This window comes from Bradyrhizobium zhanjiangense (genome assembly GCF_004114935.1).
Lineage (GTDB): Bacteria > Pseudomonadota > Alphaproteobacteria > Rhizobiales > Xanthobacteraceae > Bradyrhizobium > Bradyrhizobium zhanjiangense.
This window is the reverse complement of record NZ_CP022221.1, coordinates 4,134,159-4,151,057: the sequence shown is the minus strand read 5'-3', so window position 1 is coordinate 4,151,057 and position 16,899 is coordinate 4,134,159. Positions and strand designations below refer to the sequence as shown.

Sequence of the window (16,899 nt, the reverse complement as noted above, 5' to 3'; positions counted from 1 at the left end):
ACCGGCCAACTCATGCTTGCCGTGATGGTTCCTGGACGGATCGATCGTGCGGGCGCGCCTGCATGTCGGCAGCCGCCGCCGCGTGGAAGGCGGCGATCCGGGCCGGATCGTCGAGCGCTACCCGAAGCCGACGCGCGAGGTCAGATCAGCGGAGCTCCCTGCCGCAGATTCATGTGCCGGTTGACGTCCTTGTAGAGCAGATAGCGAAACCGACCGGGACCTCCTGCGTAGCAGGCCTGCGGGCAGAAGGCGCGCAGCCACATATAGTCTCCGGCCTCGACCTCGACCCAGTCCCGATTAAGACGATACACGGCCTTGCCCTCGAGGACATATAATCCGTGCTCCATGACGTGCGTCTCTGCAAAGGGGATCGTCGCACCCGGCTCGAACGTGACGATATTGATGTGCATGTCATGCCGCATGTCGGCCGGATCGATGAAGCGCGTGGTTGCCCACCTTCCCTCGGTGCCCGGCATCGCGACCGGTTCAACCGAGTCTGCATGTGTCACAATCGCCTCGGGCTCGGCCAATCCTGGCACGCGCTGATACAGCTTGCGGATCCAATGAAGCTGCGCCGGGCTCTGCCCCCGGTTGCGAATGCTCCAGGCGCAGCCGGGTGGCAGATAGGCGAAGCCGCCGGGCCTGAGCTCACGCTCCCTGTCCGCCAATGTGAGGACCAACTGGCCGCCCAAGACGAACAACGCGCCCTCGGCATCCTTGTCCGGCTCGGGAACTTCACTTCCTCCACCCGGCGCGAGCTCCATGAGATAGTGGGAGAACGTCTCGGCGAATCCGGACAGCGGTCGCGCCAGGACCCAGACGCGCGTGTCGTCCCAGTGCGGCAGGTGGCTGACGACGATATCGCGCTGCACGCCGTTGGGAATGACGGCGTAGGCATTCGTAAAGACCGCCCGGCCACTCAGAAGATCCGTCTGGGGCGGAAGGCCCCCTTGCGGGATGTGATAGGTTTGCGATGACATCATCAAGCCTCGTGGACGTTACCGGGGTCAGCTTGCGGCTGTCCTGAGATCGAGTTGCATCGTCTCGTCCAGCCAATATTCTTCGAGATTGTCACCACCACCCTTTCGATCGACGACGAGGAACGAGCTTGCGTCCTTGAGGACCAGAAGCGGGTGATGCCAGCAGTTTCGGGCATAGTTCACGCCTTGGTTGCCCTTGGCGGCTAACGCCCGATAGCTCGATCGTGTGTGCGGGTCCGTGCAGACGACGACCAGCCAGTCCCCTCCATTCAAGGGCATGAACAGCTGGCTTCCAAGTGGATGGCGCTCCATCAGGCGAATGGCGATCGGCGCGGGCCGCGCAGAGGCGACAAACCAGCTGATGTTGATTTGTCCGCCTTCGGCGCCGACATCGATAGTGGCGAGTTCGTTGTAGCGCTCGGCATAGCCCTGGTTGATCGACAGGGGCGTCAACCCTTCCGTTTCGACGACCTCTCCGAACGGAGCGAACGCCTGTCTCGTCAACGGCTCAATCGAGAGTATCGCCATCGTCAACCGAATGCCTCTGCGCTCAAAGCGTCTGCAGACCCGCGACGGGAGCGTTCGCGCCGGCCGGATCGATCTGCACGTCCTCGCTGGAAGGAACGACCTCACCATCGAGGATGCGATGCGCCTTCGCGCGATCGAGGTCCCCCTCCCACGAGGCGACGACGACCGTGGCAACGCAGTTTCCGACATAATTGCCGAGCGCGCGGGCGATGCCGATGAACCAGTCCACCGACAGGATCAGCACCAGTCCGATCGCCGGGATGGCCGGAATGGCAGCCAGCGTCGCCGCGAGAACGACAATGGCCGAGCCCGGGACGCCATGAGCTCCCTTGGAAGTGAGCAGCGCGACGCCGAGGATCGCCAGGAGGTCGCCCGTGGCGAGCGGTGTGTTCGTCGCCTGGGCAATGAAGACCGCCGCCAAGGTCAGGTAGATCGAGAAGGCATCCAGATTGAATGAGTACCCCGTCGGGATGACCAAACCGACCGTCGACCGCTTGATCCCGAGCTGTTCGAGCTTGCGCATGGTCTGCGGAAGCACGCTGTCGCCTGCGGCCGTGCCGAGAACGATCATCAGCTCTTCACGCAGATAGACGAGCAGCTTGAACAGGCTGAAGCCCGAGAGCCGCATGATCGCGCCGAGCACGAGGACCACGAAGAAGAACACTGCCAGATAGAACAGGGCAACCAGTCCCCCGAGCTGCTTGAGCGAACCGATGCCATACTTGCCGACAGTGAAGGCGATCGCGCCGAAGACGCCGAGCGGGGCGAGCCGGACGACGAAGTTCATCATCTTGAAGATGATCTCATTCACCCGCTCGACGAAATCGACGACTGGCCTCGCGCGCTCGCCGCACAACGACATGGCACAGCCAAACATGATCGACACGATCAGGACCTGCAGAACATCGCCGGAGCTGAAGGCACCGACAATGGTCGACGGGATGAGCTTCATCAGGAATTCGGAGACGCCCCCGCCGGCGACCTGAGCCGCGGTCTGGCTGAATCCGCTGAGCGCCTTGGCGTCCAGCGTCCTCGGATCGATGTTCATTCCGGCGCCGGGCTGGAAATAATAAGCAAGCGCAATGCCAAACATCAGGGCGATGGTGGTGACGATCTCGAAATAGAGCAGCGAGCGAATACCGACCCTTCCTACCTTTGAAAGGTCGCCGGCCGCTGATATTCCCTGCACCACCACGCAGAACACGATGACGGGCACCAGCATCTTGATGAGCTTGATGAAGCCGTCGCCCAGGGGCTTCATCTGCAGCGCGGTGTCCGGATAGGCCATGCCGAGAGCGATACCGGCCGCGAGTGCAACGACCACCTGGAAGAAGAGTGACTTGAAAATCTTGGGCATGGCTTTCCTCGCTCGCTGGGCTTCCATTTGTCTGGCTTGGTCGGCCTTTAGCCTTCGCCACTCTTATCGTTGGCGGCGACGCGAAGTCGCCGCGGACGGAGCCATTCGGTCGCGGCAGCACGCGCGAGGTCTCCGCCGGTCATTCGTTGACCAGCCTCGCTGCCAAGTCCAATATATAGAACGACACGATTGATAGGGTTTCGCTATGGATCTGCGCCAGCTCCGGTACTTCATCGCGGTTGCCGAAGAGCGCAGCTTCACCCTCGCCGCCCGACGGCTGAACCTCTCGCAGCCGCCGCTCAGCCAACATATCCAGGCACTCGAGGCCGAACTCGGGACCCAGCTCCTCTACAGGACCAGCCGCAGGGTTGAGTTGACGCAGGCCGGCGAAGCCATGCTGGTGCGTGGGCGCGCGATCCTGCAGCAAGTCAAAGCCACCGAAGACGAGGTCCGGTCGATAGGCGCCGGCTTGGTCGGAACGCTGGATGTCGGCGCGACCGGCTCGATCTTGCGCGGGCGTCTCGCCGAGCTGCTCGCGGCCTACCGGAAGGTCGCTCCGCAGGTCAAGATGACCGTGCATGAGCAGGCGCCGGCGCTGCAGATCGCCGCGCTCCTTGGCCGTACCACCAACATCTGTCTCATTCGCGGCATTCCCGCGGAGCGCGACCTGACCAGCAAGCTGGCGTGGCGCGAAGAGGTCGTCCTCGCCGTGCCCCGCACCCATCGGCTGGCGCACCGCAAGCGCATCGCCCTCGGTGATCTCGCCTCCGAGGATCACGTCGTCCTGGATCCGGGCAGCTCGGATTTCGCCCGCTACGTGCAGAAGTGCTGTGTCGACGCCGGCTTCCTCCCAAAGGTTTCCCAGCAAGTCGTCGACGCCCAGTCGATCCCAAGTCTGATTGCCGCAGGTTTTGGTGTGGCACTCGTGCCGCAGTCGATTGCGCGGTTCACAACCACCGACATCGTATTTCGCCCGATCAGGCCCTCGCCCCCCACGGCCGATGTGTTTCTGGTGTTCAGGGAGGACGAGACGTCGATGGTGGTGCACAATTTCATCAGGCTCGCGCTTCGCTACCTCAACCACCGAAGAGCCTGAGCCAGGTCCACGTCATCGAACATGCCGGCAGCGGCGGGGCCTGTTCAGACCATTGCGATAATTTTCTTTGACCACGTATGGCCGTCATGCCGAAGGCACAGGGGCAAATGCCGCTGGTCGTCGGCGAAGGGCGACGTGCCGGAATGAAACGCCTAAGCTGTTGAGAACATTGGAGCGGGTGAGGGGAATCGAACCCTCGTATTCAGCTTGGAAGGCTGAATCCCTGCCCTCTCCAGCGCGATGACCCGGCGTTAATAAGTTATTGATATTGCTGTTTATACTGCAACAATAGCGTTTGGGAACGCTCCAAGAACGCGGGGGTTATTTTTATGGCTGTTTTGTATGAACGTTGTACAAGGTTGGCCCTCCCGACGCCCCCGCCGAAGTTCTTGCGCAAGTCGCTCCGGTTGACGGAAGACCATCTCTACGACGCTGTCGCCATGAGCGAAGACGAGCGGCTGGCTCGCACCGTCGTTGAGCTGGGAGACGACAAGTCTAAAGGACTGACGATCCGCATCACGCCACACAAGCCGATCTGGTACATCCGCAGAAAGGAGAAGACGCTTCGCCTCAGGGATGTTCGCGAGCTCTCGCTGGAGGACGCCCGATACGTTGCGGAACAGATCGCGCTCGGCGCCAAGCGCAATCGGGACCTGAACGATCTGCTGCACGTTCTCCTCGAGTACATCCCTCTTCCCAGCGACGGCAGCGCCTTCCGAGATCGCGATGTCGAGGCCAAGCTGGACCACGTGCTGGCTTGCCGGGACGGCGCATGAAACACGTCGAGGCACGCCCCTACGCCGACCCGGAAGCCGCCGGCCGTAAGCTGGTCGAGCTCGCCGCCAGCATCGAACCCGTCCAAGACGGCCGCATTCATATCGAGAAGATCAACGCGCCGTTCCTGTACACTTTTAAGGCCACCGGCGAGGAGTTTGGCGCCGACATCAGGTATGCCGTCGAACGCGGCTGGCTCGAGCTGCACGAGAGCGGCACCTGTGTCCGTTTCTTGACGATAGAGGCCGCCAACTGAGGCGGCCTCCGCGTATTCTTGTGCCTAACGCTTGAGCTTACCGGGCGCGTAGCCCGCTGCTCGGCGCTACCGGAGCCGTTCAAGCGCATCTGGTGGCAGGGAGAATAACCCGATGCGCCATGGTACCCGGAAACGGGACCATTGCTCTGAAACGAATGACCCGGCGAGAAGCTGGAGGCACCCCCACCAAATCCTCCTCCTGGGCCGCGCGCATGAGCCGCCGATGTAACAGCCACCAATGCAGCCACGATTACGAACACGCGTTTAATTGCCCCCCTTTTCTCCTTTGATCCGCCATTCGACGATTCGACGGCTGTCCCAGATCGGGGAAAGTAGAAATGGGCTGACGTGTTCAAAATAGGTAGCCGCAATGGCATCAACATGAAAGAGGCAGTTTGCGATCTCTTGAGCGGTCAGTGAGAAGAAACGATCGCCGCCAAACTGAATGCCAGCACGCAAGCAGCTGCCAATGACCAGAGGGCAATCGCAATCTGCTTAGGCATCGCGATCTCCGGTTCGCTCTAGGTTTCGACGCTCCTGGCTCGGCTTTCCACCTGACGCGGCAGCAATTGCTGCAGGCGTTTTTCGAGCATGCTCTTTCTCTTGATAGGGGTGCGCGCCGGCGTCGCGTCGACGTCTTTCCGCAACGCCCGCAACTCTTCAGCGGATAGGAGCTGCAATTCGTGCTTTTGCTCCATGGTCGCCTCTACGACCGTCCACGCCACCTCAGGCAAAACTAACATGCGCGTTAATGGTTCCAGCGGAGGAACCTTGTAACGCGTGAGGCAGGTTTTTTGAGTCACATGAAGGAACATTCAGAAAGGAACTGATTTCTCCCTGTGGAGTCTCCTCCTCAGGATAGCGCGCGAAGGCCTCAGCTTTCCTCCCTCAGCGCTGGGGCCTTTTCGTCGGGCGGCTATCGGATTCGCTTTTTCCGGCGTCTGCGTCTATTTCATCTTCCTGCGTATGGCATACGAGCTCTGCTTGGCGATCGCCAGCAAGCAGGTCCCAAACGGGCCGGACTGGATTCATGAGGTGAAGCACGACGGCTACCGGATGCTAGTCATCCGGGAGAACGAACGCGTGCGTCTGTTTTCCCGAAACGGCAGCGACTGGACCAACCGCTATCCCTGGATTGTCGAAGCTGCTTTGAAGAACCGGCAGAAGCAATTCGTCATCGACGGCGAGGCCGTGATCCTGGGTGTTGACGGCATCTCCGATTTCAACGCGCTTCATTCCCGCAGGCACGATCACGAAGTCCAGCTTTACGCCTTCGATATTCTCGCGATGGGCGGCGACGATTTGCGCGCTCTGCCTCTACACCTCCGGAAGACAAACCTAGAGAGGCTATTGGCGCGGCGGCCGGACGGGATCACGGTGGCACCATTCGAGCGCGGCGAGATCGGCCCTGACCTCTTTCGGGCGGCCTGCCGGATGGGCCTAGAGGGCCTGGTCTCCAAACATCGCGATCGGCCTTACCGCGGCGGGCGGCAAAAATTCTGGATCAAGGTCAAGAACCGTAGTCACCCCGCGATGGAGCGCGAACTGTGACGGTTTGGATTTACGATCAAGGTAAGGATCTGAAGGTCTTTGCCACCGAGGAAATCGCTCAGGCTTGGCTCGATGAAAACGATCCGGAAGGCGTCGCCTTCGAGTACGATGTGCTGGAATGAGGGCGTCGGATAGTGGCCCGCCGCAGTCATCCCGCTATGGATCGCGTGACGGACGCGTTGTCGTGAGAAGGCCGGTATGCCCCGCGGTTCCGGGACTGCACAGATTAGCAAGCCTGGCTTGGGCTCTATCTATTCTGCGAACAGCTTCTGCCTGCCGCACGCTGAAGGCGGTTAAGGTGAGATCACGCCGCGCGGCCTGCACCTCGTGCAACGCACGATCGATTGCCCCATTAGCATTGTGACCAGCCACTGAATTAGTTGCTCCAGATGATGATCGTCCAAGGTCGGCTGTCCCTTGGTAGGTGCGGTAGCCTAGGAGCGCTTGTGTTGGATCGAGTGTCACGCCTATGCTGGATGCCGAAAGCGTCGATACTTTTGCGGAGGCGGCTCAACGTTCGACAAGTCGCCCTCTCCGAGAATAGCGGGAACGAGTTCGTCGCTCACAACCTTCTCCATAACAAATCGCACAAGCTTGGAGCGGGAGATTCCGCGCTCCTTTGCTGCCTTCTGCAGATATTCATCGTCCAAAGGAATGACGACATTTTTGATGGCCACAAATGTGTCCCCCGTAAGTCTCCTTGTTCGCATTTGCGCTCGTTTGCTGACCCGCAAAATTGGTGAGAATTGGAAAACACTGTGACAATAAACTAAGGTATGTACGCCGAAGTCCTGCAGACCGAGGTTCGAGGAGAATGCCCCCGAGAGCGTGGCGCTCGAATATGAGGTTCTAGAATGAACCGGATCGGCCGCAGAACGGTCTACGCCATGCTGGTGATTGTGGTGTTGCTGTTGATCTAGCAGTTTCTTGGGTCACTCTAGCCTAGGCTTGAGATGCTAGAATTTATCACTAGAGCAATAAGGAGGCGTCGCGCAGAGCGGTACATCCGGGCATTCCCGGATGATGAGCCGGCCGCGATGGTCGTGGTGGTAGCGTTGGAATTGCGGGCCAAGAGCCCCAGAGAGGCAACAGAGATGTTCGCGCGCCGGCCGCTCAGCGATGCTGAACGGGCGCCGATCTCCGCTCGCTGGGAGCGGACGTGGCACGGGATCAAGTAGAAGGCCCGCCAGCGTGAACCGGCGGGTCCGTTGTCGTGCCGCTGTACCCCCGACAGCTGACACCGCGATGGCCTTAGCCTTCTTCGGCTAAGGGCCCATGTGTGGACGGCTCCTGGTTGGCAAGGAGAATCTTCACTTTGCGGCGTTGGTCGGAGCGGCCATGTGTTCGGCCTGTTTGCGCGGTTCACGTGACCGCTGGCCATAATGCCCTCCGCGGATCAGGTCCCGTTCAAAAGCACGCATTCGGAGATGCCGTGGCCCTTGTGGGTTGTCCTGATCGCCGGATCGACCGGCGCTGCATAGGTGCTGTTCGCCCTTGCAACCGTTACGTCACACCGGCATGTCCGGCGTAATCTCATTTACGCCATGAGAGCGGCGGGTTCCTTGTAGCGTTCGTTCCTCGCCATCATCGCCCAGGCTATCCTGGCGAGTTTGTTGGCAAGCGCGATGGCAGCGACCTTAGTTGCTCGCCGCGCCAGCAATGCGGAGAGCCAGGGTCGACGCCCCGCTCCATGGATTTTGGCATAGCGGATCACGGCGAGTGCGCCGGCCGTGAACAGGCTGCGCAAAAACGGCGCCCATACCTTGGCACTCTCGTGCCGGTGGAGGAGCCGTCCACAGCATCAAGAGCGGACATGCCGGCCGCACAGCCTATCAATGAAAGCCCTCGATGTAAGCGCGATCATGCCGATCGCGAGCGCGTGGTTGTTTGCCAGGTAGACGTCCTCGCAGACCACCTGGAAAGCGATGGGTCCAGACGGAGCCAAGGACTGGAAGACCTTCTCGACGACGTCGTTCAGGAAGTAGCGCATGTTCACCTAGCGCGAATCCTGCTTGAGCGAGAGGTGATCGTAGACCTCCGCCATCACCTGCAGCCGGCGCGCCGTGGCTTCCAGCGCGGCCGCGACTTCCGGCCCGCCGTGCCTTGCCTCCAGCCGGATCATCCCGCCGAGGATTGCGAGGTTGTTCTTGGTCCGATGCGCCATCTCCTGCAGCAGCACGGCCTTTGTCTTGTCCGCCAGCATGACCCGCCGCAATTCCGCGCGCTGAAATTCCGCGACGGTGGCCGTTCCGGCTGCGGTGGTCGCGAACAGGGCGTTGGTCGAAATATAATCGATGCCGCTACTGCCGGCGTAACTGAGGTAAGCGCCGACGCCGATGGCAATGATCGCTGCGAATATTCCGGAGCCGCGGTCGAAGATCAGGCCCGACAGAAACACGCCCGGGAGGAGCAGGAAATATCCCGCTGCCCCGGTCTGCATCTGCAGGGCCATCTGCAGCACGGCGCAGGCGACCAATCGATCGGAAACAGCAGGGCCGCTGCGTTCGCGAGGAAAGGCTGCTTCTTCGCGTCGTCGACTTCGCCCACGAGCTGGATCTTCTGGCCATCTATGTGAGGTTCGAGGTTCTTCTTGAAGTAGGACGTCTCCGCGCGAGGTATCTTGGCGGCGATCCGCAGCGGTAGCCGCGCGGCGCGTGCGATGCGTATGGCGGCTTCCGGTCCCTTGTCCGCCGTCAGACGCCCTAGAAAGGCCACGTACGAACCACGTTCGTAGGACGGCCTAAACAGATCATTGGGCAGCTCGTGCCGGATCGTCGCGATCCAGCTGGCGTCCGGAAGCTGCCGACGCTGGTTGTCGGAAATAGCGACGAATGGCGCATTCGGAAAAGCCCCCATCACATCGGAGAGACCTGGAAGGTCAAGCCGGCCGTGCATCGTCGTGAGGAACGGGACTTCCGTCCGCCGCAGCACCGGAAGCGGCAGCCAGTCGACGTGGGAGTGGATCACGTCGAAGTCGACCGCGCGCGGCGATGGCCTCGATCGGCAGCGCGCAGGCGGCGTTCGGATCCGCATCCCTCCGCCCCAGGCGTAGCGCGCGTGGCGTGGAGCTTTCCCTTCGTTTTGGAGTCCCGCTTGCGAACAGGGTGACGTCGTGTTCGAGCTCGATCAGTCCATCGACCAGCCAGGCGACCACCCGCTCCGTGCCGCCGTAAAGCTTCGGGGGACGCTCTCGGCCAACGGAGCAAGCTGGGCGATCCGCATCGGCTAGGCCCCGATCACGAACCGCAGGGCAATCACGATGACCGCGGAAATAAGGTATGAAATCGCGAGCAGCGTCCAACCGGGCCTTGTGCTCTCGCGAACCACGCGCGCGACGAGCATCTTCATGCCCGTCAACATTCGTCCTCGGGAAGCTGGTGCAGGTAGGCTATCCCGAAGCTGGCGAGTTCTTCGGCATCGCTCTCTCGCTCTTCCCGTCTCCTTTGCAGATAGCGCTCAAGCAGGCAACGGCGGCTGTCCTGAACGTCGACGTCAGGGTGCGCCGCCCGGTATACGGTCCAGGCCGTCTCTGCCGCCGTTCTCACCGTGACTTCGTCGACCATCCTCCCGCTCCAAGCGATCGCACCCAGTCGAAGCTGCCAACTCAACGCGATGGCGAAAGTTTCCGGTGTTTCCCGAAGCTTCGATACCTTTGGCGGAGAAGCGCTCGGTAGGTCTATCAGGTCGCTTTCGCCCGCGCGCGCTCGCGAGCGGCTCGGCGGCGTTAGGCTCGACCAAGCCGTGCTGAGTCCTGAAGGCGAGCCGCATCAAGAGGCTGGATCGTCCTGATGTCACGCGCCGAAGGCGCACGAACTGCGATCTGAAGTACAAAGGCCTGCGCTGGCGAACCGGGGCGTGCCTCCAATTGCTGACTCGCGTTGCCCCCGCTTTGCCAATGAGTAAGCCGACCGGATATTCATGTCCCGGATAGAACCGCGACTGCACGGCTTAGTTGGGCGTCGCCCGCCCCCTGTGGAGGCTCCGCTTGTGCTGGTCTACCCCTACCGCGCAGCCTGACGCCAGCGCGGGGCGGCGGATCTAGGTAGGGACATCCGCCGTCGCGTAGAACGGGCTCTCGTTTTCGCGATCCGTATCCGCCTTCTCGGACCGCCGGCATTGGCCAGCGTATTCAGTGGAACTGGTCTCCTCTCGCTCTAGAGGCAGGCTGAATTGAAAAACGGCACCCCGAGTTTCATTGGCGCCCGCCCATATGCGTCCCCCGTGCGCTTCCACGATTGAACGGCAAATTGATAATCCCATGCCCATGCCACTGGGCTTGGTCGTGTAGAATGGATCGAAGACGTGCTCAAGGCTCGCCGGATCCAGTCCCGGCCCGAATCTCGCAAGCTGACGAGCACGCCATTCAGGGCATCTCTGTCGGTGCTGATCAGCAACTCACGCGGCTCCTCGCGGACGGCGCTCATCGCTTCGACGGCGTTGATGATCAAGTTGAGGACCACTTGTTGCAGTTGGACCCGATCTACTCGAATGAGCGGCAAGCCCTCCGCGAGGTGCGTCCGCACCGAGACGCCGTTCTTCACCACTTCGCCATGGGTCAGAGCTATGACCTCAAGCACTGCCGCGTTGATCTCCATTTCCTCTCGCCGCGGAGGTGCCTTCTTGATAAGCCCTTGGATCCGACCGATGATCTCGCCGGCTCGCAGGCTATCAGTTATTATCCAACCAAGCGTCTGGCGAATCCGATTCAGTTCTGGCGGTTGAGCATCAAGCCAGTTCAACCCAGCCTCTGCGTTGGCGACAACCGCCCCGATCGGCTGCTTCATTTCGTGTGAAATCGAAGCCGTCAGTTGGCCCATTGTCGTGACGCGATTGACGTGCGCGAGCTCCATCAGCGCTTCGCGGTAGCGCCGCTCGTTTTCGCGGGCTTCCGCTTCCGCCCGCTTGCGCTCGGTCAGATCGAGCACGAACGCGACGCCTTGGTCTCGCTGTTCATCGAACGCCGCCGAGCCGATCAGCACGGGCACGCGGCTGCCGTCCTTGCGAAGGTACTCCTTCTCAAAGGGTTGCACCGCGCCAGTCCTCTTTAATTCTTCCTGGGCGCGTGCGGTGCGATCTCGCCATTCCAGCGGCGTGAGGTCCGTCCAGCGCACACGACCCGAGATAAGATCCTCGCGATCGTATCCCACCAGACGCAGAAACGTATCATTGGCCTCAAGGAGCCGACCATCGAGCTCCCAGATGTAGATTCCGATGATGTTGGCATCGACCAGACGCCGGATCTTCGTCTCACGTTCTTCGAGCTGTCTGTGCTGTGCCGCTAACCTTTGCAAATCAATCTGCACCGCGTCGCGCAACTGATGCAGGAGTCTGAGGTAGGGCTTGCTGTACTCGTTGCTTTTGTTGTCGAGAACGCAAATCGTTCCGAATACCTCGCCATCGGGCCAACTGATCGGTACCCCAAGGTAGGAAATCATCCCCAGCTTGATGTCAGGGTTTGATTTCCACGCTTCGTCGCGAAGGGCGTCTGGAACGAGCAGAGGTTGGCACGTCTTCATCACGGTTTCGCAATAAAGCCCCGTGTTAAGGGGTGCGAGTTCATTCGGTTCGTAGGGATTCCCTTTGGACTCGCTGGATACGAAAACTTTGATGTTGGGCGGCTCTACTCGCATGATCAAAGCAGAAGGAACGTGCATGATCTCGGCAAGCACATCCACGACCTCTTGCCATTTATGGATGATTTCAGAAGGTACTTGGATAGAGTTGTAGAGCAACGGTTGACCTCACCGAGTGGCCCGCCGCGGACAACGCGGCCAGGATAGCCTTTCGCTTGCCATCGGCGCGCCCGGCGCCATTTCGGGCAAAAGTCTCGCTCGACATGCCCGCTGGACCTGGAAGCCACTATCGCTATCAGCGCCGAGCCGAAAAGGCGGGCCAAATTGCCGGACTCCGCCGTCAGGCAAGCCACTGAGAAGGACGCTGATCTTCGTCCGGCCCGGCCAAGGCGCGCTGAAAAGCAGCTTATCACAGCCTCGACCAGGATGTCCCGCAGAAAGGGCGGTGCGAGGCTGGGTTGAGCTTGAGGGCTTTGATCCCGAGCAGGTTCCAATGCTCAACGTCGAGACCCGTCTTGAGAAGCTCGGCAGACCGGGACGCCTGTTTATTCCGAGGTCATGACAATGCCGCCGAAGCATAAGTCGCGGAGCGTTGCACATTTTCAGCCCGCACAGCCATTGGAGGTAGTAAGCTGGTCGATCAGAATGACTGAAACATATTTCGCGTTTACTTCGATACGATGAGCGGGGGCGAGAAGTGTTCGAGGTCTATCACAATGGCAAGCGGGAATTGCCCGTTCTAAGCACAGGAGCTACGACACCCGAAGCTTACTCTGCAAACAACTGGCGCAAGAGCAGAAGCGGAATCCGCAAAATAAGCGACGAAATTAGGCCAAGCGTCCAGAACGGTATTTCGTTCGTAGCCTAGAGGTCACCAACAAGGAACGATTTAGTTTGAGCGCATCGGCCAGCGGAGGTGCTCCACGAGCAATTCTGCAGCGTCGCCAGGACTACGCCGTCGTTGCAGCCGTACCCGGCGTTCCATATCCGGAAACGTCTGGCCATCAGTTGCCGACCCACGCGTTCGCGGTTCGATCTCCCCTGAGTCCTCACCCGCTCTCCCTGTGGCAGTGGCGGACACCAGCGAAGCTAAAGCTTATGGTAAGTAACGTGCGCCGTCGCAAACGGGATGCCAGCACGGCCAGCACGGCCGCGGACTATGCAAGCTCGTTCATCGATTCCATAAAACCAATCGTCGAAATTCAACTTGAGCGATTTGCCGTCCCCTTGCGGTGTATCGCGCGTGTATTTCCAATGGAATGCGCAACCAGCTTGCTCCCCAATGGCTTCACCTTCCAGTCGGTTTTCCAAGCCGGTGTACTTGCCTTCCTCACCCTTTCGGAACGTCCAATGCAGAGTATCACTATGACCATCGTCAAATGTGTATGACTCGACGAACAGCACTGTATCCGTGTCCGCATCTAGTTCGCCGTGACCAGCAATCGTTGCGCGCTTCAGTAGTCCACCAACTAGACTTTCGAGCACTGCCCAACCTTCTAGCCGCCCGATGAAAAAACGCTCGGGAAGAAACAGCGGCGTTGTTCCTCTAAAAGCATCGATCGCCATTGGTAAACCCTTCGAAATGCATCTAGTACACTAAATCTCCTTTCTCCGGCTGGTTCCTACTTGGCTCTCCGGCACATGCTCCGCTCGGAGCGGTCAACCATCCACAGCCCGCCCTTGCATTTATACGATCGGAGTTAATACCGCTCGGCAATCGGTTCACTGTTGATGCCGGGTTTATCGCAGGCGTCACCGGCATAGCCTTCTTTGGGCAAGACCGGCGTTGCGATGACCTCTTCTTGTCTTGAAACTTCGCGACTTCGGGCGGATACTTGGATCAAGTCCTTAGCCATCATCATTCCGAGGAAGACGATCATGGCGATCCAGATCGTGATGGACAGCACCGGTGACAGCCGTCACTTTTTCAATCCAGACGACGCACGAGAGCTCGCGAAGGGGGAGCGGCGGTTCTACGAACTGACCGATGCCGGCTTCACCGCGGCCGTCCGGACGGGTCCGGGTCAAGTTTCGCAAATGCGATCGTTTGACCCGAACGCGGAAGAAACCGTCTTCTTCCCTAGGCTGGTCGGCGGGTGATCGGCCCGCGTCATGTTGGGCTTCAGATAATCTCGCCGACATGAACGCCGGCGGGCGAGAGCCGTTCGGGCTCTCTTCATCAGACACGGCGCCGAGAGAACTCCGGAGGGCCGCTCGCTGCAGCTCTTGCGGACGTGGCTATCGCCGGCCCAGCGTGCACAGTTCGCGGGAAAGGGCTATTTCGAGGTCATCGGTGGCGACACTGGCAGGCAATATCGGATCTACGCGGGCGCGTCGACGAACGTCTGCGAGATCGACGAAAAGGGCCGCCCTACGCGCGGCCTGTGTTTCATGCCGCGTGGTAATCTGCCGGTCGGAGATATTATGCTTTCCCAAAAGATCGCGCTGGATGCTGCGAGAATCGCGCGCTGGAGGTAGCCAGAAGGTTCGCACCGACCGGTTTCATGTTTCGACTCCTTGGTTGAGCCGCCACGGTCCTCGCTTGGGCATCGGCGAAAGTTGTGCCGTATCGGAGATTCAGGGCGTGCCTAATGGATCGGGACACCTGTCTGCAAGGCCCGCACGAAGCCAGCAACTAAGCTGAAAATTCGAGGCTACGTCGCTGTCAGTGTAGATTTTTAGACTGCCGTCTCCTTCGACGGAGCATGAGATGCCGTTGCAGACGACGTCAGTTGGCTCGAACAGGATTTCGCCCGAACGCCGAACTGGCCGAGGCATGAGACGCAGTTCGAATTCTGCGTTTCGGCGGTGCGTACACCGACGGCTCCTCCCCCGTTCGCTCGACCGAAGGATCAGCCCCTCCCATTGGCGAAGCCAAACCAGGCGAATGGGAGTGCCAGGACACAGAGCGCCGCCATAGGAAAGAACGCCGCCCCGGCATAGGAAGCATACAGTTCGCCGGACAAGAAGGTTAGTACTGCCGTTAGCAACCCCGAGCCAAACGCATAGAGAGATTGAGCAGTTGCGGCGACGCTTGCTGCGACCAGCGTCCCCATCATTCGCATGCAAGCGAGATGAAGCAGAGCGAACGTTAGTCCGTGCAACGGCTGTATCAGCGAGAGCAGCAACACTGAGGTGGTCACGCCTGCTACGGACCAGCGGACGATTCCGGCCGCAGCTGCCAAGATAGCCGCGCCACGTACGCCAAACCTATCCAGGAGCGCTGGACCGGCCAGCATGAACACCAACACTTCAGCAAGCACCGATTCCGACCACAAGAAGCTAATTGCCGAGGTGCTGATGTCCGCATCGCTCCACCTGATCACTGCAAATGCATCGTGCACGGCATGACTGCCATAGATCAAAGCCGATGCGATGATCATGATGCGAAACTGCGATACGCTGATCAGGGCTTTCATCTCTGACACAACAAAGGATGGCGACCTCTGCGATCGGGCTTGCCCAGGTAGCAGTGCAGTGGCGCCAGCGGCGGCGACCAGGAAGGCGGCGTTCATCCAGATAACCGGAGTGAGATCGGGCGGGCTTACGAGTTGTCCGGCGATCAGTGTTCCCAGAACGAAAGCCGCGGAGGCAGCCCCCCGTATCCACCCATACTCGAATGGCCTTCCCGCCAACCGAGGTCTCACTGTATTGACCGATAAAGCATCAGCGATCGAGGTGGTGGGGGCGAGAGCGGCAGCCTGAACCAACGCGACAAGAAGCAAGAACCAGAATTTATCGGCCCAAAGCAATGCGACGGCTGCTGCGGCCGCCACGGCAGCACAGCCCGCCAGCACGAGGCGCAATGACCCGAGCCGATCTGCCAGCATAGCAACTAACGGTCCAAAAACGAGCCGCGTCAGCATTGCGGCAGCCAGGATCAGACCGATCTGGTGAGACGCCAGAGCTCGCGTTTCGAAAAATTTTGGCCAGAACGGAGATGCGGCGCCGAACGCCGCGTAGAGGGCGACGTAGAGGACTATATAGGCGATTGGTGCGGGAATGCGCACAGGGTCCTATCGGTTGCTTTATAGCCTGCATGCGTGCGAACGCTGGTGCCAAGGCGCAAGTCAGATCGGAGGACTGGCTCCCAAAGCGAAGTTGGCCCGCACAGACCACTCGGATCAACTCGGATCCGCACGCCGTGCTCGCGAACTGTCGCCTCCGTCTCTGTTGTGCCAGCACTCCCCCGAACGAGTACTGTAGGTCAGTCATGCCGACCAACCCCTACTTCGCTCAGAACGAAAGGACCTAGCATGAGACCCTGATCAGAGGGACTTCGAGCGATGCCATCCCGCCGACACGCGGGACGATTCTCAAGCGCTTGAAACTCCCGTCCATTCCGGCCATTAATTCCGCGGTCTTTGCCTACCAGCTTGGCGTTTATACTCCTGTTGCGTTGGAGTTTCCGGTGCCGGCCTCCCGCCCCTACAGGAAGGGCTATCTGAAGCTGTCCTTCGTCTCATGTCCGATTGCACTCTATCCCGCAATCTCGGCGGCCGAGCGTATCTCGTTTCGGCAGGTCAACCGCCGAACGGGCCATCGCCTCAAACACAGACTGATCGATTCAGTCACAGGCCAAACCGTTGATGCAACAGACAAGGCGCCGGGGTATGAGGTCGGTGAGAAGGAGTTTCTGCTGGTCGAGGATCGAGACCTTGAGCGGGCCAGACGCATGCGCTCGGCGCCTGGTGAGGAGGAGCTTACCGCGCCACGCCACCGTAAAAGCCCGCCAACCGCTCCCGCCGCCTTGGCGACCAGGCCGACGAAAGCGCCTGCGACTA

22 protein-coding genes and 2 pseudogenes are annotated in these 16,899 nt (G+C 60.2%); 7 read left to right on the top strand and 17 right to left on the bottom strand.

The window, feature by feature from the left end; genetic code table 11:
- Nucleotides 1-140: 140 nt before the first annotated feature.
- From XH85_RS19635 to XH85_RS19625, 3 genes are read right to left on the bottom strand one after another with little or no spacing between them, the layout of a single operon-like run.
- On the bottom strand, nt 141-980 hold the full coding sequence (locus XH85_RS19635) for a bifunctional allantoicase/(S)-ureidoglycine aminohydrolase (protein WP_128937340.1): 840 nt from the start codon (nt 978-980) through the stop codon (nt 141-143).
- 27 nt (nt 981-1,007) lie between these two features.
- The gene (locus XH85_RS19630; RefSeq protein WP_128933108.1) at nt 1,008-1,508 is read right to left on the bottom strand and encodes an ureidoglycolate lyase; all 501 of its coding nucleotides are present in this window, start codon (nt 1,506-1,508) and stop codon (nt 1,008-1,010) included.
- A gap of 22 nt (nt 1,509-1,530) precedes the next feature.
- Nucleotides 1,531-2,865 (bottom strand): C4-dicarboxylate transporter DctA, encoded by a 1,335-nt coding sequence (locus XH85_RS19625; RefSeq protein WP_128933107.1) that lies wholly within the window; start codon nt 2,863-2,865, stop codon nt 1,531-1,533.
- Nucleotides 2,866-3,070: 205 nt separating this feature from the next.
- Between XH85_RS19625 and XH85_RS19620 the strand changes: the two genes are divergently transcribed.
- From XH85_RS19620 to XH85_RS19610, 3 genes are all read left to right on the top strand, one after another.
- The gene (locus XH85_RS19620) at nt 3,071-3,961 is read left to right on the top strand and encodes a LysR substrate-binding domain-containing protein (protein ID WP_128933106.1); all 891 of its coding nucleotides are present in this window, start codon (nt 3,071-3,073) and stop codon (nt 3,959-3,961) included.
- A gap of 389 nt (nt 3,962-4,350) precedes the next feature.
- Nucleotides 4,351-4,737, top strand: a complete 387-nt coding sequence (locus XH85_RS19615) for a hypothetical protein (protein ID WP_128933105.1) — start codon at nt 4,351-4,353, stop codon at nt 4,735-4,737.
- Entirely contained in the window at nt 4,734-4,991 is a 258-nt protein-coding gene (locus tag XH85_RS19610; protein WP_128933104.1) for a hypothetical protein, read from the top strand. Before XH85_RS19615 ends, XH85_RS19610 begins: the two co-directional genes overlap by 4 nt.
- 264 nt (nt 4,992-5,255) lie before the next feature.
- Here the strand turns inward: XH85_RS19610 and XH85_RS45945 are convergent, their stop codons facing one another.
- Nucleotides 5,256-5,450, bottom strand: coding sequence for a hypothetical protein (locus XH85_RS45945; protein WP_164940606.1), 195 nt, complete (start codon nt 5,448-5,450; stop codon nt 5,256-5,258).
- A gap of 62 nt (nt 5,451-5,512) precedes the next feature.
- Nucleotides 5,513-5,689, bottom strand: coding sequence for a hypothetical protein (locus XH85_RS45215; protein ID WP_164940605.1), 177 nt, complete (start codon nt 5,687-5,689; stop codon nt 5,513-5,515).
- A 268-nt stretch (nt 5,690-5,957) separates the two neighbouring features.
- Between XH85_RS45215 and XH85_RS19605 the strand changes: the two genes are divergently transcribed.
- Both XH85_RS19605 and XH85_RS47395 read left to right on the top strand, forming a co-directional pair.
- Complete coding sequence (locus tag XH85_RS19605) at nt 5,958-6,542, top strand: ATP-dependent DNA ligase (RefSeq protein ID WP_128933103.1); 585 nt, start codon at nt 5,958-5,960, stop codon at nt 6,540-6,542.
- Nucleotides 6,539-6,664: a hypothetical protein gene (locus XH85_RS47395; protein WP_256477619.1), complete on the top strand. Its 126-nt coding sequence runs from the start codon at nt 6,539-6,541 to the stop codon at nt 6,662-6,664. Before XH85_RS19605 ends, XH85_RS47395 begins: the two co-directional genes overlap by 4 nt.
- A gap of 345 nt (nt 6,665-7,009) precedes the next feature.
- Here XH85_RS47395 and XH85_RS19600 read toward each other — a convergent pair whose 3' ends face one another.
- The 11 genes and pseudogenes from XH85_RS19600 to XH85_RS19560 all read right to left on the bottom strand — a co-directional run bounded on the left by XH85_RS19600 (nt 7,010) and on the right by XH85_RS19560 (nt 13,995).
- A complete protein-coding gene (locus tag XH85_RS19600) occupies nt 7,010-7,219 on the bottom strand; it encodes a hypothetical protein (RefSeq protein ID WP_128933102.1) in 210 nt (69 codons plus the stop codon).
- Between the two features lie 860 nt (nt 7,220-8,079).
- Nucleotides 8,080-8,289 (bottom strand): hypothetical protein, encoded by a 210-nt coding sequence (locus XH85_RS19595; protein WP_128933101.1) that lies wholly within the window; start codon nt 8,287-8,289, stop codon nt 8,080-8,082.
- Between the two features lie 54 nt (nt 8,290-8,343).
- Nucleotides 8,344-8,538: a hypothetical protein gene (locus tag XH85_RS19590; RefSeq protein ID WP_128933100.1), complete on the bottom strand. Its 195-nt coding sequence runs from the start codon at nt 8,536-8,538 to the stop codon at nt 8,344-8,346.
- On the bottom strand, nt 8,539-8,982 hold the full coding sequence (locus XH85_RS19585) for a histidine kinase dimerization/phosphoacceptor domain -containing protein (protein ID WP_245474164.1): 444 nt from the start codon (nt 8,980-8,982) through the stop codon (nt 8,539-8,541).
- Nucleotides 8,922-9,575: a glycosyltransferase family protein gene (locus XH85_RS19580; protein ID WP_420837898.1), complete on the bottom strand. Its 654-nt coding sequence runs from the start codon at nt 9,573-9,575 to the stop codon at nt 8,922-8,924. The genes XH85_RS19585 and XH85_RS19580 overlap by 61 nt, the downstream gene beginning before the upstream one ends.
- A 192-nt stretch (nt 9,576-9,767) precedes the next feature.
- Nucleotides 9,768-9,890 carry a hypothetical protein gene (locus tag XH85_RS47390; RefSeq protein WP_256477621.1) on the bottom strand — a complete coding sequence of 41 codons (123 nt, stop codon included), beginning with the start codon at nt 9,888-9,890 and terminating at the stop codon, nt 9,768-9,770.
- 5 nt (nt 9,891-9,895) lie between these two features.
- The gene (locus XH85_RS19575) at nt 9,896-10,105 is read right to left on the bottom strand and encodes a hypothetical protein (protein ID WP_128933098.1); all 210 of its coding nucleotides are present in this window, start codon (nt 10,103-10,105) and stop codon (nt 9,896-9,898) included.
- A gap of 475 nt (nt 10,106-10,580) precedes the next feature.
- On the bottom strand, nt 10,581-10,868 hold the full coding sequence (locus XH85_RS48285) for an ATP-binding protein (protein ID WP_476727234.1): 288 nt from the start codon (nt 10,866-10,868) through the stop codon (nt 10,581-10,583).
- Between the two features lie 368 nt (nt 10,869-11,236).
- Nucleotides 11,237-12,217: pseudogene (locus tag XH85_RS48280) on the bottom strand (PAS domain S-box protein); the annotation flags it as partial.
- A gap of 987 nt (nt 12,218-13,204) precedes the next feature.
- Nucleotides 13,205-13,681, bottom strand: a complete 477-nt coding sequence (locus XH85_RS19565; RefSeq protein ID WP_128933097.1) for a DUF3833 family protein — start codon at nt 13,679-13,681, stop codon at nt 13,205-13,207.
- A gap of 134 nt (nt 13,682-13,815) precedes the next feature.
- Nucleotides 13,816-13,995 (bottom strand): hypothetical protein, encoded by a 180-nt coding sequence (locus XH85_RS19560; protein ID WP_128933096.1) that lies wholly within the window; start codon nt 13,993-13,995, stop codon nt 13,816-13,818.
- On the opposite strand from XH85_RS19560, the gene XH85_RS19555 reads away from it, so the two are divergent.
- Nucleotides 13,994-14,215, top strand: coding sequence for a hypothetical protein (locus XH85_RS19555; RefSeq protein WP_128933095.1), 222 nt, complete (start codon nt 13,994-13,996; stop codon nt 14,213-14,215). The genes XH85_RS19560 and XH85_RS19555 overlap by 2 nt on opposite strands.
- A 752-nt stretch (nt 14,216-14,967) precedes the next feature.
- On the opposite strand, the gene XH85_RS19545 is transcribed toward XH85_RS19555, so the two are convergent.
- On the bottom strand, nt 14,968-16,125 hold the full coding sequence (locus XH85_RS19545) for an MFS transporter (RefSeq protein WP_128933094.1): 1,158 nt from the start codon (nt 16,123-16,125) through the stop codon (nt 14,968-14,970).
- A 401-nt stretch (nt 16,126-16,526) separates the two neighbouring features.
- Here XH85_RS19545 and XH85_RS48075 point away from each other — a divergent pair.
- Nucleotides 16,527-16,778: pseudogene (locus tag XH85_RS48075) on the top strand (Ku protein); the annotation flags it as partial.
- Nucleotides 16,779-16,899 lie beyond the last annotated feature (121 nt).

Bases quoted from the DNA above. Each gene is read 5' to 3' on its own strand.
- XH85_RS45215 (WP_164940605.1), bottom strand. From the start codon at position 5,689: ATGGAGCAAAAGCACGAATTGCAGCTCCTATCCGCTGAAGAGTTGCGG.
- XH85_RS19560 (WP_128933096.1), bottom strand. From the start codon at position 13,995: ATGATCGTCTTCCTCGGAATGATGATGGCTAAGGACTTGATCCAAGTA.
- XH85_RS19630 (WP_128933108.1), bottom strand. From the start codon at position 1,508: ATGGCGATACTCTCGATTGAGCCGTTGACGAGACAGGCGTTCGCTCCG.
- XH85_RS19575 (WP_128933098.1), bottom strand. From the start codon at position 10,105: ATGGTCGACGAAGTCACGGTGAGAACGGCGGCAGAGACGGCCTGGACC.
- XH85_RS19580 (WP_420837898.1), bottom strand. From the start codon at position 9,575: ATGCGGATCCGAACGCCGCCTGCGCGCTGCCGATCGAGGCCATCGCCG.
- XH85_RS19565 (WP_128933097.1), bottom strand. From the start codon at position 13,681: ATGGCGATCGATGCTTTTAGAGGAACAACGCCGCTGTTTCTTCCCGAG.
- XH85_RS19635 (WP_128937340.1), bottom strand. From the start codon at position 980: ATGTCATCGCAAACCTATCACATCCCGCAAGGGGGCCTTCCGCCCCAG.
- XH85_RS19585 (WP_245474164.1), bottom strand. From the start codon at position 8,982: ATGCAGACCGGGGCAGCGGGATATTTCCTGCTCCTCCCGGGCGTGTTT.
- XH85_RS19605 (WP_128933103.1), top strand. From the start codon at position 5,958: ATGGCATACGAGCTCTGCTTGGCGATCGCCAGCAAGCAGGTCCCAAAC.
- XH85_RS19625 (WP_128933107.1), bottom strand. From the start codon at position 2,865: ATGCCCAAGATTTTCAAGTCACTCTTCTTCCAGGTGGTCGTTGCACTC.
- XH85_RS19610 (WP_128933104.1), top strand. From the start codon at position 4,734: ATGAAACACGTCGAGGCACGCCCCTACGCCGACCCGGAAGCCGCCGGC.
- XH85_RS19620 (WP_128933106.1), top strand. From the start codon at position 3,071: ATGGATCTGCGCCAGCTCCGGTACTTCATCGCGGTTGCCGAAGAGCGC.
- XH85_RS19555 (WP_128933095.1), top strand. From the start codon at position 13,994: ATGGCGATCCAGATCGTGATGGACAGCACCGGTGACAGCCGTCACTTT.
- XH85_RS47390 (WP_256477621.1), bottom strand. From the start codon at position 9,890: ATGAAGATGCTCGTCGCGCGCGTGGTTCGCGAGAGCACAAGGCCCGGT.